Source organism: Pricia sp. (genome assembly GCF_041745955.1).
GTDB lineage: Bacteria > Bacteroidota > Bacteroidia > Flavobacteriales > Flavobacteriaceae > Pricia.
The window spans coordinates 1-15,663 of the sequence record NZ_JBGTHY010000357.1 but is presented as its reverse complement, the minus strand read 5'-3'; the positions used below and the strand labels follow the sequence as shown (position 1 = coordinate 15,663).

Below are 15,663 nucleotides of genomic sequence, written 5' to 3'. Positions count from 1 at the left end.
AGACCTTGGGCGATGCCCCGTCCGACGCCATCATCCTTTTCGATGGAACGAATCTTGACCAATGGGTAAGCGCTAAGGACGGTAATGCAGTGGCACCGTGGAAAATAGTCGATAACGACCATTTCGAGGTAGTACCTGGTTCGGGAAACATCCAGACCAAGATGAAATTCGGGGACGTACAGCTACACATTGAATTCAGCGCCCCAGACAAGGTAGAGGGCGAAAGCCAGGGCAGGGGCAACAGCGGGTTATTTTTACAGAACCGATACGAACTCCAAATATTGGATTCCTACCAAAACCGTACCTATCGCAACGGACAGGCCGGCAGTATTTATAAGGATAAAGCCCCTTTGGTCAACGCCATGCGAAGTCCCCTGGAATGGAATTCGTATGATGTGATCTACCGGGCGCCCCGTTTTAAGCCCGATGGACAATTGGATACCCCCGCAACGATCACGGTCATCCACAACGGCGTCTTGGTACAGAATAACGCGACCATCAACGGCAACACCTATTATATCGGACTTCACAACTACCCCTCAGCCCACGGCGACGATGTCATCTCCTTACAAGATCACGACAACAAGACCCAGTTTCGGAATATTTGGGTTAGGAAACTGTAGTCTGAATTACAATGAAAAAAGCCGGCCTGACATTCCTCGCCCTCAACGGTCTGTTTGACAGGAGCCATATAAACGAAACGAAGAAACCATTTCGTCACCGGCGTTGGAAGTAATTTCGGATTACATGTTAGACCATGTGAATTGAAGCCACTAAATGAATGTTATTCTAAGGTGCAAGATCTGGCGTCTCTCACCTAATGTCTCATGTTCGAACTATCAAATCTGATTTTTCAATACTCCACTTGTTCCACAATCTCCAGCCCATACCCCACAATCCCGACCCGTTTGGTCTGCGTAGAATTCGTAAGCAATCGGATTTTAGAGATATTAATATCGTGCAGGATCTGGGCGCCGACCCCGAAATCTTTGGTATCCATATCGATTTTTGGGGCTTTGAAGATGCCTTTTCCCTGAAGTTCCTTGAGTTCGGAAAGACGGTTCAAGAGGTTGAGGGACTGTGATTCTTGATTGATGAAGACAAAGGCTCCTTTCTCGGCGGTGTTAATGGCATTGAACATGTCTTCCAGTTTTTTATCGGGATTATTGGTTAATGTGCCTAAAATATCATTGTTGACCAAGGTGGCGTTAATACGGGTCAGCACAGGTTCGCCCGCTTTCCAATGCCCTTTGGTCAGGGCGATATGTATCTGATCGTTGGTGGTCTGTTGGTAGGCGTGCAGACGGAATTTCCCGAAACGGGTCTCGATATCGAATTCCTCTTTCTTTTGGATGAGCGAATCGTGGTTCATACGGTAAGCGACTAAATCTTCGATGGATATGATCTTAAGATCGAATTTTTTGGCTACCTCCACCAATTGCGGCAGACGCGCCATGGTACCATCTTCGTTTAATATCTCCACCAAAATACCGGCAGGTTGCAAACCTGCCAATCGTGCCAAATCAATGGCTGCCTCTGTATGGCCGGTGCGCCTCAAAACGCCACCGTTTTTGGAGCGGAGGGGGAAAATGTGTCCCGGTCTTCCCAAATCATGGGGCTTTGTCTTGGGATCAACAAGCGATAAAATGGTTTTTGAGCGGTCGTGCACTGAAATTCCGGTAGTACAGCCCTGTCCGATCAGGTCGACGGAGACGGTAAACTGGGTCTGGTGCAGAACGGTGTTGTTCCGCACCATCATTTCGAGGCCAAGTTCGCTGCACCGGTCTTCGGTAAGTGGTGCACAGATAAGACCCCGGCCGTGTTTGGCCATAAAGTTGATCATCTCCGGGGTCACTTTTTCCGCAGCGGCTATAAAATCGCCTTCGTTCTCCCGGTTTTCGTCATCGACCACGATTATGATTTTACCATTCCGTATGTCGGTTATGGCTTCCTCGATGGTGTTCAGCACAATTTTTTTTTTCATATCGCCGATGATGCCCTAGCATCTTTATCCTTTTTAGTAAAAAGCCTTTTCAGACGGTCCAAACCATTTCCGAAATTCATCATGCCTTTGTCCGCTGTGGCGCGTTTGGTCAAATAAACGCCCAAAGGTAACATTATCATCGATGATAGCCATGCACCCAAAATGGGATTGATGTTTCCTTTATAGGAATAATTCTCGGCAAATACGCCCAGGAAATAATAGGCCAAAAAAAGAAGAATGGCAATCACCATGGGCAATCCGATGCCGCCTTTGCGGATGATGGCGCCCAATGGAGCACCAACGAAAAACAGGATGATGCAAGAAAAGGCCAAGGCGTATTTATCGTGCAATGAAAAAATGTGCCTTCTATGGATTTCGTACCGTTTATCCAGCTCCATTTTTTTTCCGGTAACGGATGTCAATATGTTAGAAACGGAATTCTTTGCCGTGTTCATCAGTTGTAACTTTTGCCAATCCTGAAAAAGATCGACGATGTTATTTTGTTCTTTGGATGTCTCCTTTTCCAAGTTTGGAACTGGGGCATCGGATTGTGCCACGGCGGTCGTATCGCCTTCGGTTTGTGCTTTGTTGTTGGTACCCTGCGATGCCGCAATTATGGCCAAGGAATCTTCCGATGCAGCGACCAGGGCCAAGGAATCTTTTTTCCGTTCCTGTATTTTGCGGGTCAATGAGGTATCGCGCGGAACCATGGGCACAAAGGCGCCCATACGGAACACGATATTTTTGGAAAATGCCTCGACGATGCGGCGGTTATCCTGTTCCAGCGAATCCATATCCTTTAACAAGCGGGAAACGTTCTTCATCTTTTCCCGGTTGGATACATTTTCTTCCTCGAGATCCATTTCCAATTCGGGGATTTCGATGTTCATCCTATAAATATTGAAATTCGCCTTGGCAAAAGGATGTTTTTTCTTATCGGCAGCCTTTTTAGACTCGATATCCCTATAATAATGACCGTCCCGCAGCACCAACTGAATAACTTCGGAGGCCTCACTACTGATCAATTCCCCCGTTTTCGCCTTGATGACCGTGCTATTTACGTTCGCCGCGGTTTTCTGATGGATGATGACATCTTTTAAAAACCGGTCTTGTTCGCCATATTTATCCTCTACTTTAATGCTCATTCCCTCAAAATCACTGAAAACTCCCTTTTCTATGGCCGCCGCGGGTTTGACCTTGGCGATATTACGCCGCATATTATAGATTTTCTGTTCGGAGGCTGGAATAACGTTGTTCGCGAAATAGAAAGTAAAGCCGCCCAAAACGACCATTAAAACAATCAAGGGAAGCATGGAGCGTTGTAACGAAATACCGGAGGCCTTCATGGCGGCGAACTCGTAATTCTCCGCAAAAGTACCAAAGGTCAAAATGGAGGCGAGCAGCACCGTTAGGGGAAGTACCTTTTCGGTAAGGCTGGGTATCATATAGAAAAAGAACTTGCCGATAATGACTACGTCAAGTCCCTTTCCGGCAAAATCGTCTATAAACAGCCAAATGGTCTGAAAGACAAAAATAAACATCAGAATCACGAACGAACTGAGAAAGTTATACAGGAATCGTGATAAAATGTACCGGTCGAGTATTCTCAAAGTAATTTCGTTTGCGGGTAGGGTTATTGGGTCTTAATTTTCAATTATATAGTACCCATCATCCTCATATTTCTTCTCGTCAAAAGTAAACAAGGTTTCGGATAAGGATTGATCGGTTTTGAAAGAATTAACGGTATACGTAGTGGTGGTGCCGTTTTGCCCCTTTTCTATGACCTGATAAATATTCTTTGTCTCCGCGTCGACACCCAATAAGATGGACTCGGTTTCGGAATCGGTGTCCATCGGAGTCAATGTAACGTACTGTATTTTTTTCCCCTCGATAGTTTTTAGTTCCCCCATCTCGTAACTATGGTCTTCACGATAGAACGTCAACATCTTGGCCGGGGTCAGGGCATTTTCATCTTCGGACTTGTCCTCGATGGTGACTTCTTGGTTTTCAGGTACCACCGTATATACTTTTGATCCGTCGAAAATCTGCTGCGCCCCGAAAAGATCGGCTACATATTTTTCGCCCTCCAAGGTAACATTGCCCCGGGTCTCTTGATTGATGCCCGCTTCTTTATTGTTTAATACATATTTGAAATCGATTACGATATTGTCGTAGCTTTTGACTTTGCTGTACACCTCTTCGAGCAAAGCCTTGGCCTCGTTGGAGCTTTGAGCCATTGTAGTTGTTGCCGATAAAACGGTAATACAGATTAAGGAGAATAGTTTTTTCATCATTTTTAAGTGTTCGTTTTTATTTCTGTTATAGTTACATGAACCTATGGGCTTAAAATTTACAAACCTTGTTCCCAATAGTAAAATTTTCCATTTTCTGGTCTCTGGTCTCTAATCTCACGTCTATTTAAGCTCATTGTTCAACAACTGGTCCAAAGCTGCCAGATCTGATACAAGTACCTGTCGCGCCTTACTGCCCTCGAAGGGACCGACGATACCCGCTGCTTCGAGCTGGTCGACGATGCGTCCCGCGCGGTTATAGCCCAGTTTCAATTTTCTTTGGATGAGGGATGCCGAACCTTGTTGGGCAATTACAATGACCTCGGCGGCTTCCTGAAAAAGGGCGTCCCTGTCCGCGATATCATAATCAAGGTTTGTGCCAGAATCCTCCCCGGAATATTCCGGAAGTTCATAGGCTTGCGGATATGCCCGTTGCGACCCGATATATTCCGTAATCTTGCCCACTTCGGGCGTATCGACAAAGGCACATTGTATACGGGTCACGTCGTTGCCCTGAGTGAACAGCATATCACCGCGCCCAATGAGCTGATCCGCACCTTGGGCATCTAAAATCGTACGGGAATCGATTTTCGACGTCACCCGGAAGGCGATACGCGCCGGGAAGTTCGCTTTGATGATACCCGTGATCACATTGACCGATGGCCGCTGGGTCGCAATGATCAAGTGGATGCCGATGGCCCGTGCCAACTGCGCCAAACGGGCAATGGGCGTTTCGACCTCCTTACCGGCCGTCATGATAAGGTCGGCGAACTCATCGATGATCAACACAATATAGGGCAGAAATTTGTGCCCGTCGTTGGGGTTTAGTTTTCGGGCCTTGAATTTGGTGTTGTATTCCTTGATATTCCGCACCATGGCAACTTTGAGCAACTCGTACCGGTCGTCCATTTCGATGCAGAGGGAGTTAAGGGTGTTTATTACCTTGGTATTGTCCGTAATAATCGCCTCATCGGACCCGGGCAGCTTGGCCAGAAAGTGGCGTTCGATTTTGTTGTACAGCGTCAGTTCTACCTTTTTAGGGTCAACAAGGATGAATTTCACCTCCGCGGGATGCTTTTTGTAAAGTAGGGATGTGAGTACCGCGTTCAGGCCAACGGATTTTCCCTGACCGGTTGCCCCCGCCATCAGCATATGCGGCATTTTGGCCAGATCTACTACAAAGGTCTCGTTACTAATGGTCTTGCCGAAAGCGATGGGCAATTCCATTTCCGCCTTTTGGAACTTGCTCGAGGCGATGACGGAGCGCATGGATACAACGGTCGCATTTTTGTTCGGCACTTCGATACCAATGGTGCCTTTCCCGGGTATAGGCGCAATGATACGTATACCGAGTGCAGCAAGGGAAAGGGCGATATCGTCCTCTAAGTTCTTGATTTTCGAAATACGGATGCCCGCTTCGGGTACGATTTCGTAAAGGGTCACGGTAGGTCCGATGGTCGCTTTAATCTGCGCGATACCTATTTTGTAGTTCTTGAGGGTTTCAACAATTTTATTCTTGTTGTTCTCCAATTCCTCTTGATTTATTGTGATACCGCCCGTTACACCGTGCTGATCTAAGAGGTCCATCGTGGGAAACTTATAGCTGCCCAGTTCCAGGGTCGGATCGAACTCCCCGAAATCGGCGACCAACTTGTCCGCCGTATTATCTTTTTCTTCCTTTTCCTCCACGATTTTTTCCACTTCCATGGCTAGCTCGTCGATTTCTTCCTCAACGGGAACCGTAACTTCAAACCCGTCTTTGGACTGCTTTTTCTTTTCAAGCGCAGGAATATCCTTTTTATGGGTGTAGGTGTCGATGGTTACGGGAATATCCTTTTCGGTGTTTAATAGGATGTCATCCGATGTTGCGGTCGAGGTATCGGTTTTTGCACTTCCCTTAAAATCCGAAGCCAAAGAAGCTGTTTTTGTCCTAAAGAAACTGGCCATCCCATCGGGCGTAAACTCAAAAAGGCGGACGAGGATAAAGGTCAATCCAAAGAGCAATAGTAGAAACACGCCGATTTTTCCTGTATAATCCTGTAAAAAATCATTCATTTCATAGCCGACCAAACCGCCCAATAAGGGTCTTGTATCCGCCAGAAAACCAAGGGCTATAGAAATCCATATCATAAAGATCAAGCCCCAGATCCATTTTTTGAACAGTCCTTTTTTCTCAAGGCTCAAGAAATAATAAAGACCCGTTACACAGAGCAGAATCGTTAGTATCAACGAGGCAACACCGAAACCTTTATAGACCACAAAATGGCTGACACTCGCCCCGAATTTGTTGAGCAGGTTCTTCGCCCCTTCGTTTCTATCCGCGAACTCCGTCAACAGGCTTTGGTCGTCTTGCCAAGTGAAATAAAAGGAGACGAAAGAGAAGAACAGGGCCATGCTGAGCAATATCAACAGGCTGCCCAAAATAATTTTGTTCTGTTTGGATAATCGTAGGGAAAAACCCTTTTTATTGGGTTTCGGCTTTGATTTTCGAACCTTTTTTGCCATCTATCTTTTTAAGGAATTTTCTATTTCCGGGGGCTAAATTACGAATTTGTCGGGGAAGGAGTCGGATTTGGAATCGCCGCTTTAAAATATTTTAGGTAGATAAATGATAAGTCCGACAATGATGGCTCCTATGGAAACGAGCATTACGGCCCCGGCGGAAACATCTTTGATAAAGCCTATTCGTTTGTCGAATTCCGGATGGATGAAGTCACATAGTTTCTCGATGGCCGTGTTGGCACCTTCGATACCGAACACTAGCGCAATGGCGAGTACTTGAAAAATCCACTCCGTGTTGGATATTTCGAAGTAAAAACCGGCAGCGGTCATCAAAATGGCCAGAGCGACCTGTATTTTGATGCTAGCTTCGGTACGGATCAAAAGAAGGGCCCCGCGAAACGCGAAGCCCACACTTTTGATCCGATTTTTTAAAAATGGTTCCTTAGGCATTGGTAAGTGCTTCTAGAGCTGCCTTATAATCAGGTTCGTCGACGATTTCTGGAACCTGCTCGGTATAGACAATCTCTTGGTTTTCGTTAATCACTACAACGACCCGGGAGAGTAAAGATTGTAGCGGACCGTCGGAAAATTCGAGATTGTAGGCCCTACCAAAATTCCCGTTGCGAAAATCGGATAGCATTTCGACGTTTTCGATACCTTCGGCACCGCAAAACCGGGCTTGAGCGAAGGGTAGGTCTTTAGAGATGCACAATACCTTCGTGTTATCCAGCTTGGCAACCTCTTCATTGAATTTACGTACCGATTGGGCACAGGTGCCGGTATCGATGCTGGGAAATACGTTCAATACCGTTCTTTTTCCCGAATAATCGGAAAGGGATGCCTTGGAAAGGTCTGTCTTTGTCAACTCAAAATCCGGTGCCTTAGCGCCGGTAGATGGCAGGCTGCCGATGGTGTGTATTTCGTTGCCCTTTAGGGTTATTTTTGCCATGTGTTCTGGATTTTTTTGTGGAAGGTGAAATTATGAAATATATAGGGAAAATAATCGTATACGATAAAATTTAATCGCAATCATTAGAAGCTGAGCGCTTGTGCAGCGGCGAAGAAGCCCTGCAATGTCACCGATTGATTCGTTGGCTTAACAAGGCGTAAAGCGTACGGTTTAATAAGAAGTAGTTTTGGAAGTCAACATTTTGATCTTGATGTGGAAGGCGGCAAATAGTAGGGTCATCATGGGACTCAACCAATTAAAGATGGCGAAAAGGGCATAGTCCATGGTTGGCACGCCCAGAACTCCGCTGTGATAGGCTCCGCAGGTATTCCAGGGAATCAATACCGAAGTGACTGTGCCGGAATCCTCCAAGGTCCTGCTCAGGTTTTCAGGGGCCAACCCCCGGTCTTCATAGGCTTTACTGAACATTTTTCCGGGCACTACGATAGCGAGGTATTGATCCGAGGCGGTAACATTAAGTGCCAGACAGCTTCCTACGGTGCTCGCAAAGAGTCCGAAAGTGGTCTTGGCCATGACCAATAGGGATTTGGTAATTCGGGCCAAGGCACCGATTCCTTCCATGATGCCCCCAAAGACCATGGCGCAAACGATCAGCCAAATCGTACCCAACATACCTGACATGCCCCTTGCGGAGAACAGATCGTTAAGGACGGGGTTATCCGTCGGTATCGAAGTTTCCACCGTTATGGCTTCCAAAATGCCTCTGTAGCCCGATTGAAAAGAAAGTGTTTTTGCCCCGGTTATGCCCGCGACCACATCCGGTTGAAAGATCAATGCAAATACCCCACCTAACAGGGTGCCGATCAATAGAGCTGCCAAGGGCGGGGTTTTCTTGACAATGAGGAAAATTACAAAGGCCGGTACTATAAAAAGCCAACCGTTGATGGTAAAGGTAGCCTCTATTGAGGTCAAGAGTGACTCAATATCCGCTGTTCCGCTGGTATCAAGGTTCAATCCTATAATAATAAAGGCAATTAGGGTAACTGTAATCGTGGGTACCGTGGTATACAACATATACTGTATATGGTCAAAAAGCTCTCCGCCCGCCATGGCAGGTGCCAAATTGGTGGTGTCGCTCAGGGGGGAAAGTTTGTCCCCGAAATAGGCGCCTGAAAGTACCGCGCCTGCGGTCATCCCTAAAGAGATACCTAAGGCATTTCCTATACCTATCAGGGCAATGCCGACCGTGGCGGATGTCGTCCAACTACTTCCTGTAGCTACCGAAATGATGGCACATATAAAAACACAGGCTCCCAAGAATATTGTGGGGTTCAATACCTGAAGTCCATAGTAGATCATAGCGGGAATAATGCCACTGATCAACCAAGTGCCTGCCAAGGCCCCGACCATTAAGAGGATTAAAAGGGCGCCGGTGGTAGATTTTACGTTTTCCGCAACTTCTGCCAGCATTTGTTTATAGGGCACCTTGTTCAGAAGGCCCACAATGGCAGCAACCGCACCGCCAAGTAAAAGGATGAATTGGTTGGATCCGCTCAGGGCATCGTCTCCGAATACATATACATTGTAGGCGAGCATAGCTACCAAAACGAAGACGGGAATCAAAGCCTCCCAAATGCTCAGCTCATTATTTTCAATCACACCTTGGTTTTCGCGGTGCTTACCGGATTGGGGACCTTTCATTGAAGTTGGGTTACGTAATATGGAATCCGGTAATATTACGATTTTGGATACGGTTGTGCAACTCTGCGTTGCGCTATTCGATTTACGTCATACGCCATGCGCAAAGTAAAGCACCACAAACCGTATTGCGGTCAGTGCCAAGAGGAAGGCGGATTGTTGGGATTTTGCCATGTAACCGGAAAATATTGTTAATTTTGTATCCTAATTCAAAGTGAAAATTATGAGTTCATATGATGTAGCCGTTATCGGCTCGGGGCCCGGAGGCTATGTTGCTGCCATTAGATGTGCACAATTGGGAATGAAGACGGCGATAATCGAAAAGTATAGTACTTTGGGAGGCACTTGTCTCAATGTAGGTTGTATTCCCTCAAAAGCGTTGCTGGATTCTTCGCATCATTATGAGGATGCCGTGAAACATTTTGAGGAGCATGGTATCGATATCCCAGGGGAGATCAAGGTAAATTTGGAAAAAATGATCGCTCGAAAGCAGTCCGTTGTCGATCAGACTTGTGATGGGGTAAAGTTCTTGATGAAGAAAAATGATATTACCGTTTATGAGGGATTGGGCAGTTTTAAGGACAAGACGCATATCGATATCAAGAATAGTGAGGGAAAAACGGAAACCATTGAAGCGAAGAATATTATAATCGCTACCGGAAGTAAACCTTCAAATCTACCTTTTATTGAATTGGACAAAGATCGCGTTATCACGTCGACGGAAGCCTTGAAGTTAAAGGAAATTCCCAAGCACATGATCGTTATCGGTGGCGGGGTAATCGGGCTTGAACTGGGCCAAGTATATAAACGTCTAGGCGCCGAAGTCACCGTCATTGAGTATCTTGACCGTATCATTCCCACTATGGATGCCGCACTGTCCAAGGAATTGATGAAAGTAATGAAAAAGCAGAAGGTGAATTTCAATCTTTCGCACAAGGTAAAATCCATAGAGCGAAAAGGGGATGAAATCATCGTTAAGGCCGACAACAAAAAAGGAGAGGAAGTGGAGTTCAAGGGTGACTATTGCCTAGTTTCCGTTGGCCGCCGCCCATATACCGACGGGTTGAACGCAGAAGCGGCCGGTGTGAAAATCGACGACAAGGGAAGAGTGGAAGTCAATGACCACTTACAGACCGCTACCGATACCATTTATGCCATCGGAGATGTCATCCGTGGTGCCATGTTGGCGCATAAGGCAGAAGAAGAAGGTACTTTGGTCGCGGAACAACTGGCCGGTCAAAAACCACATATCGATTACAACCTGATTCCCGGCGTGGTCTATACCTGGCCCGAAGTGGCCGCCGTTGGAAAAACCGAAGAGGAATTGAAAGAAGCGGGCGTCGAATACAAATCCGGCCAATTCCCGATGCGTGCATTAGGTCGCGCACGGGCAAGTATGGATCTCGATGGATTCGTGAAAATACTGGCCGACAAAAAAACGGACGAGGTGCTGGGCGTACACATGATCGGCGCCCGTTGCGCCGACCTGATCGCCGAAGCCGTTACTGCCATGGAATTCCGGGCTTCCGCGGAAGATATTTCCAGAATGAGCCATTCGCACCCTACCTATGCCGAAGCGGTGAAAGAAGCTGCGCTTGCGGCAACGGGGGATAGGGCGTTGCATGTTTGATGTCTAGGGTTGTGATGCTGTACTGCCCCATTAGTTATATCCTCCTGATTTGCGGTTGCAGGAGAATTTCGGTTTTTGATGTAATTCCTTGGTTTCCTAAAACTGTATAATTTTCCAATTCCAGAGAATTATGACAGAATGGAAATACGGGCCTACACCCCGGAGTTTCAATCGGGAGTCAACGATTTTCAGGTGTTTACCTTTACCGGTCTCAATTATAGTTGATATCATCGTGTTCTTAGCGCATAATTCACTAGATTCTGGTTATAAACATCTCTTTGAATAGATGTCATACCGTTTTATGCGAGCCATCACAGTACGGTGGGGTACCAGTACGTTTACAGGTGCACAGCCAGGCATCACGGTCTTCCTTGACCTCGAATACCATAGGTGGGGTGGCTCTCTTAGCCTTGTGCGAGCCATCGCAGAAAGGTTGTTCGCTGCTAAAACTACAGGTACACCAAGAATAACGTTTATCGGTCTTCAAATCGACCTGTATCGGATTGTAGCTTTTATCGCCCATTGTCAAAAGTGGATTGTTTTGGGGCTAAGATAACGAAGAAAGATTTGGAAATCAAACCGACCGATCTTTAGGTGATGGTAGTTTAGTTCTTCACAAGGCCAAAACGGCGCATTAATTTATAAAGCCGATCTTTACCAAACTCCAGGGCACTAGAACCCACTATTTCCAATTGTACCAATGCGTATTTTCCTGCCGTAGCCAGTCTTAATTTGATGGAAACTTTGTGCTTTTCGTATTGCAGGGCGGTATAGGTGCTAATGGCCATAAACACCAGGGCCCCTGAAATCGCTAGGGTGGGAGTTAGGGAATGATGCAGAAACCTGTAAAGTCCCAATCCCGTAAAACTTCCGTAGAGAATGACGAAGTGGACAATGTAGATGGACAAAGTGCTCTGTCCTATTTTAAGAACGGTAGGGCTTTTCAGAAAACTTCGCAGCAACATGAATAGGGCAAAGACCAGAAGCACATCTCCCAATCGGATAAACAGATAGTTGTTAAAGAAAACATCGGCGAACAATTGTATTCCAGTCGCTCTTGAGAAGGAAAGGAATACCTCGGTCGAGCTAAAAATCAATACTAAGCCTCCTATTGTCGCTATCGCGATAGCCGCCGGATATAAATATTTAAAATTCTTGAATTTGGTAAATAACAGGGACACAAAGCCCCCAAAGGCAGCATAGCCGAACCATGGGAAAATGGTGAATACAGATCCGTTCGATTTGGTCAGGTAGTTCGCGAAAGCATCCGGAAGAAAGGTAAAGCCCCACGTCTTATAAAGGGGTTCAAGTAGAAATAGGAATAAGGTAACACCCAATAAAAGAAAGGGTAAGAGGGATTTCTTGTGTTTTTGCGCTATCAAATAAATCCCGATAATACCTAATAGGGAAAGTCCGATGCAATGTAAAACATCCACCAGATAAAAAGAGGCGTAGAGTTCACCTTGTAGAAGTCCGAACAGGTTCATTCGCAGCAGATAGCCTATAAAAAGGAGTTCCAAGCCACGTTTGATTCCCTTTTTGACCCTCGGGTTTTTTATTCCCTGTTTGTCGCCCCGAACCAGAAGATAGGTAAAAATAAATCCGGAAACGGTAAAGAAAACCGGTGCGGTAATCCCCCTAAAATACTTCCAGACAGCGAATACCGGACTGGAAGCGTCGCGAAATGCCGTATCCAGAAGTCCGTCCACAAAATGCCCTTGAAGCATCATGAGAATCGCCCAGGCCCGCATGGCGTCGATGAAATATAGTCTGTTAGTCTTGTTTTCCACTTTAGTTCCGATTTGCCTTCCTTCATCCTATATACTTGTACAACAGTACATTTGGATGTTTTGCGGTGCAAAATTAGATAAAATAGTCGCAATTCAACTGTTTTTAATATATTTTCGCCAAAACACACTCCAAAAAATACGTTATGGCTACGATATTGGCCTTTGCTGGCAGTAATTCTTCAACATCCATAAATTTTCAATGGGTCAAACATACGGTTTTGTTGATCGAGGGACATAAAATCCAGCTCTTGGACATGGCGAATTTTCCTTTTCCGATGTATAGCGCTGATTATGAAAAGGAACATGGGCATTCGGACGCTTTGATAGCCCTGAAAGATGACATTGCCAAGGCCGACGGACTTATTATTTCGGTAAATGAGCACAATAGCAACCCTTCTGCCTATTTTAAAAACCTTATCGATTGGTTATCGCGGACGGAGCGGAAATTTTTAAACGAAAAGCCGATTCTCCTGATGTCCACTTCCGGCGGCAAAAGGGGAGGAGCCGGTGCCTTGGAGGTTACGAAAAATCTACTTCCGCGATTCGGCGCCGAGATAGTGGCCACGTTCCCGTTACCGTCTTTCCATGAGAATTTAGTTGGGACCAAAGGGGTCGTCGATCCAGAACTGGCCAAAGCCCATGCCGCGGCATTAAAAAGATTTCTCGCTAAACTTTAAAATTGATGGCCTTGCGCAAAACGGCTTCTATTACCGTTTCCGAAATTAATGGTTTTAAAGGGAAGTTACTGGATTGGGCGCAGCAGTTCGACGAGGTGGTTTGGTTGGATAGCAATGGCCACCAAGATCGCTATGGTGCCTTTGACGCCTTGTTGGCGGTAGACGGACTTACCTCGCTCGTAACTGACGTTCAAAATGCCTTTTCGGATTTAAAGGAATATCAAGAAACGGTACGAGATTGGATTTTCGGCTATCTCGGCTATGACCTCAAAAACGACGTGGAGCAGTTATCTTCAGAAAATTTCGACGGACTGCATTTTCCCGACCTGTTTTTTTTCCAGCCTAAAAAAATTATCCGAATTAGGGGGAATACCGTTGATTTTATCTATTTGAATTTGGTGGAAGATGACATCGAAGATGATTTTAAGGCGATTTCCAAAGGAAAATTACCTCGGAAGGATGGCGTTCAGGCTTCGGACGGCATCCGCATTAAACTGCGCACTTTTAAGGACGATTATTTTAGAAGGGTCGATGAAATGCTCGCCCATATTCATCGGGGCGACATTTACGAAGCCAATTTTTGTCAGGAATTTTATGCGGAAAACACCGAAATCGATGCGCTTAAAACCTATCGGAAACTAAATTCCATTTCAAAAGCGCCCTTTGCCGTTTTTTTTAAATTCCAAGATAAATTCCTGTTGTCCGCCTCCCCCGAACGCTATTTGAGAAAAAAAGGACGCAAAATTATCTCCCAGCCGATCAAAGGCACGGCAAAACGTTCCCCAAACCCTGAAACGGATGCGGCGTTGCGATCCGGCTTAAAAAAGGATGCGAAGGAGCGGGCGGAAAACATCATGATTGTCGATTTGGTGCGCAACGACCTCTCCAAGAGCGCTGTCAAAGGCAGTGTATACGTAGAAGAACTGTGCGAGGTCTATTCGTTCGAACAAGTGCACCAAATGATTTCGACCGTAACGGCCGAAGTTTCCGAAAAGGCAGATCCCGTTGAAATTATCAGGGAAACCTTCCCTATGGGCAGTATGACCGGTGCCCCCAAAATATCGGCCATGCAGATTATCGAAGAACTGGAGGCGTTTAAACGCGGACTTTATAGTGGTGCAGTAGGCTACTTTACTCCTGAGGGGGATTTTGATTTTAATGTGGTCATTCGCAGTATTCTCTACAACGCCACGGAAAAATATGTTTCCTATGCGGTTGGTAGTGCCATTACCGCCAAATCCGTTCCAGCAAACGAATATGAGGAGTGCTTGTTGAAAGCAAAGGCTATGCGTGAGGTTCTAGGAGGTGGTTAAGGCGCAAATTCAAGTCTAAGTTCAAGTTCAAGTTCAAAAAAAGTTTAAAAGTTTAGCGGTTTATATATTTCTGATCAACTGTATAGTTCTGAACCCACAACGCTACACTCTTAACTTCTTCACTACCTTTGTTGCATGTTACGGTCATTTAAAACCCATATCGAAACGAAGTTTCCGGAGCTGCTGAAAACGCCCTTCCTATTGGCCAGTAGCGGAGGCATCGATAGCATGGTTTTGACCGATCTGTGTTCACGATGTGGAATGGATTTTGCCCTAGCACATTGCAATTTCCGTTTGCGTGGGACGGATAGTGATGCCGATGAAGAATTCGTTGCGGAAACGGCCAACAGGTTGAACAAAAAAAAATACATAACCCATTTCTATACAATGGATTATGTATATGAACATAAAGTTTCGGTGCAAATGGCAGCCAGATCGCTTCGCTATACCTGGTTTGCTGGACTCATGCAAAAAACCGGCATCAAAACCTTGGTCACCGCACATCACGCCGATGATAATCTAGAAACTTTTCTGATTAATCTATCCCGTGGCACCGGTATCGAAGGTTTAACGGGAATACCAGAAAAAACGGATAGCATCTCACGGCCATTGTTGGCTTTTTCACGGGAGCAGATCGAGACCTACGCCCACGATGAAAATATCGAATGGCGCGAAGACAGTAGCAACGCCGATACCAAATATCTTCGGAACAACATCCGACATCAAATACTGCCACTGCTAAAGGCGTTGAACCCTAATTTTTTGGAGAATTTTAGAAAAACTCAAACCTATCTGGTCCAAACGGCTTCGATAGCCGCCGACCATATTCTCGGATTAAAGGAAGCCATTTTCCGTGAAGAGGGTAAGA

Annotated in this window: 14 protein-coding genes; 5 read left to right on the top strand and 9 right to left on the bottom strand. The window is 45.9% G+C overall.

Translation table 11 applies throughout. The annotated features are described in order from the left end of the window. The coding region (locus ACEW8S_RS13370) for a DUF1080 domain-containing protein (RefSeq protein ID WP_373518640.1) at positions 1 to 623 on the top strand (623 nt) is incomplete at its 5' end. A 230-nt stretch (positions 624 to 853) separates the two neighbouring features. Here ACEW8S_RS13370 and ribB read toward each other — a convergent pair. The 7 genes from ribB to nhaC form a co-directional block, all read right to left on the bottom strand. Beyond that, the gene (ribB, locus tag ACEW8S_RS13365) at positions 854 to 1,984 is read right to left on the bottom strand and encodes a 3,4-dihydroxy-2-butanone-4-phosphate synthase (RefSeq protein ID WP_373518639.1); all 1,131 of its coding nucleotides are present in this window, start codon (positions 1,982 to 1,984) and stop codon (positions 854 to 856) included. After that, entirely contained in the window at positions 1,981 to 3,525 is a 1,545-nt protein-coding gene (locus tag ACEW8S_RS13360) for an LptF/LptG family permease (protein ID WP_373518643.1), read from the bottom strand. The genes ribB and ACEW8S_RS13360 overlap by 4 nt, the downstream gene beginning before the upstream one ends. A gap of 102 nt (positions 3,526 to 3,627) precedes the next feature. Further along, positions 3,628 to 4,275, bottom strand: a complete 648-nt coding sequence (locus ACEW8S_RS13355; protein WP_373518642.1) for an outer membrane lipoprotein carrier protein LolA — start codon at positions 4,273 to 4,275, stop codon at positions 3,628 to 3,630. Between the two features lie 123 nt (positions 4,276 to 4,398). After that, positions 4,399 to 6,780 (bottom strand): DNA translocase FtsK 4TM domain-containing protein, encoded by a 2,382-nt coding sequence (locus ACEW8S_RS13350; protein ID WP_373518638.1) that lies wholly within the window; start codon positions 6,778 to 6,780, stop codon positions 4,399 to 4,401. 81 nt (positions 6,781 to 6,861) lie between these two features. Continuing rightward, a complete protein-coding gene (locus tag ACEW8S_RS13345; protein WP_373518637.1) occupies positions 6,862 to 7,227 on the bottom strand; it encodes a diacylglycerol kinase in 366 nt (121 codons plus the stop codon). Next, positions 7,220 to 7,726 (bottom strand): thiol peroxidase, encoded by a 507-nt coding sequence (gene tpx / locus ACEW8S_RS13340; RefSeq protein WP_373518636.1) that lies wholly within the window; start codon positions 7,724 to 7,726, stop codon positions 7,220 to 7,222. The genes ACEW8S_RS13345 and tpx overlap by 8 nt, the downstream gene beginning before the upstream one ends. A gap of 171 nt (positions 7,727 to 7,897) precedes the next feature. Next, positions 7,898 to 9,388: a Na+/H+ antiporter NhaC gene (nhaC, locus tag ACEW8S_RS13335; protein ID WP_373518635.1), complete on the bottom strand. Its 1,491-nt coding sequence runs from the start codon at positions 9,386 to 9,388 to the stop codon at positions 7,898 to 7,900. A 220-nt stretch (positions 9,389 to 9,608) separates the two neighbouring features. Between nhaC and lpdA the strand changes: the two genes are divergently transcribed. After that, positions 9,609 to 11,015 (top strand): dihydrolipoyl dehydrogenase, encoded by a 1,407-nt coding sequence (lpdA, locus tag ACEW8S_RS13330; RefSeq protein WP_373518634.1) that lies wholly within the window; start codon positions 9,609 to 9,611, stop codon positions 11,013 to 11,015. A gap of 289 nt (positions 11,016 to 11,304) precedes the next feature. On the opposite strand, the gene ACEW8S_RS13325 is transcribed toward lpdA, so the two are convergent. After that, positions 11,305 to 11,538, bottom strand: a complete 234-nt coding sequence (locus ACEW8S_RS13325) for a CDGSH iron-sulfur domain-containing protein (RefSeq protein WP_373518633.1) — start codon at positions 11,536 to 11,538, stop codon at positions 11,305 to 11,307. Positions 11,539 to 11,620: 82 nt separating this feature from the next. Then, positions 11,621 to 12,805, bottom strand: a complete 1,185-nt coding sequence (locus tag ACEW8S_RS13320) for a heparan-alpha-glucosaminide N-acetyltransferase domain-containing protein (protein WP_373518632.1) — start codon at positions 12,803 to 12,805, stop codon at positions 11,621 to 11,623. Between the two features lie 143 nt (positions 12,806 to 12,948). On the opposite strand from ACEW8S_RS13320, the gene ACEW8S_RS13315 reads away from it, so the two are divergent. From ACEW8S_RS13315 to tilS, 3 genes are all read left to right on the top strand, one after another. Then, the gene (locus tag ACEW8S_RS13315) at positions 12,949 to 13,482 is read left to right on the top strand and encodes an NADPH-dependent FMN reductase (protein ID WP_373518631.1); all 534 of its coding nucleotides are present in this window, start codon (positions 12,949 to 12,951) and stop codon (positions 13,480 to 13,482) included. An 11-nt stretch (positions 13,483 to 13,493) separates the two neighbouring features. Next, complete coding sequence (locus ACEW8S_RS13310; protein ID WP_373518641.1) at positions 13,494 to 14,795, top strand: anthranilate synthase component I family protein; 1,302 nt, start codon at positions 13,494 to 13,496, stop codon at positions 14,793 to 14,795. 135 nt (positions 14,796 to 14,930) lie between these two features. Continuing rightward, the coding region (tilS, locus tag ACEW8S_RS13305) for a tRNA lysidine(34) synthetase TilS (protein WP_373518630.1) at positions 14,931 to 15,663 on the top strand (733 nt) is incomplete at its 3' end.

What these genes read in the sequence shown, in the direction of transcription:
- ribB (WP_373518639.1), bottom strand. Translation starts at nt 1,984, where the DNA reads ATGAAAAAAAAAATTGTGCTGAACACCATCGAGGAAGCCATAACCGAC.
- ACEW8S_RS13360 (WP_373518643.1), bottom strand. Translation starts at nt 3,525, where the DNA reads ATGTTTATTTTTGTCTTTCAGACCATTTGGCTGTTTATAGACGATTTT.
- ACEW8S_RS13355 (WP_373518642.1), bottom strand. Translation starts at nt 4,275, where the DNA reads ATGAAAAAACTATTCTCCTTAATCTGTATTACCGTTTTATCGGCAACA.
- ACEW8S_RS13350 (WP_373518638.1), bottom strand. Translation starts at nt 6,780, where the DNA reads ATGGCAAAAAAGGTTCGAAAATCAAAGCCGAAACCCAATAAAAAGGGT.
- ACEW8S_RS13345 (WP_373518637.1), bottom strand. Translation starts at nt 7,227, where the DNA reads ATGCCTAAGGAACCATTTTTAAAAAATCGGATCAAAAGTGTGGGCTTC.
- tpx (WP_373518636.1), bottom strand. Translation starts at nt 7,726, where the DNA reads ATGGCAAAAATAACCCTAAAGGGCAACGAAATACACACCATCGGCAGC.
- nhaC (WP_373518635.1), bottom strand. Translation starts at nt 9,388, where the DNA reads ATGAAAGGTCCCCAATCCGGTAAGCACCGCGAAAACCAAGGTGTGATT.
- lpdA (WP_373518634.1), top strand. Translation starts at nt 9,609, where the DNA reads ATGAGTTCATATGATGTAGCCGTTATCGGCTCGGGGCCCGGAGGCTAT.
- ACEW8S_RS13325 (WP_373518633.1), bottom strand. Translation starts at nt 11,538, where the DNA reads ATGGGCGATAAAAGCTACAATCCGATACAGGTCGATTTGAAGACCGAT.
- ACEW8S_RS13315 (WP_373518631.1), top strand. Translation starts at nt 12,949, where the DNA reads ATGGCTACGATATTGGCCTTTGCTGGCAGTAATTCTTCAACATCCATA.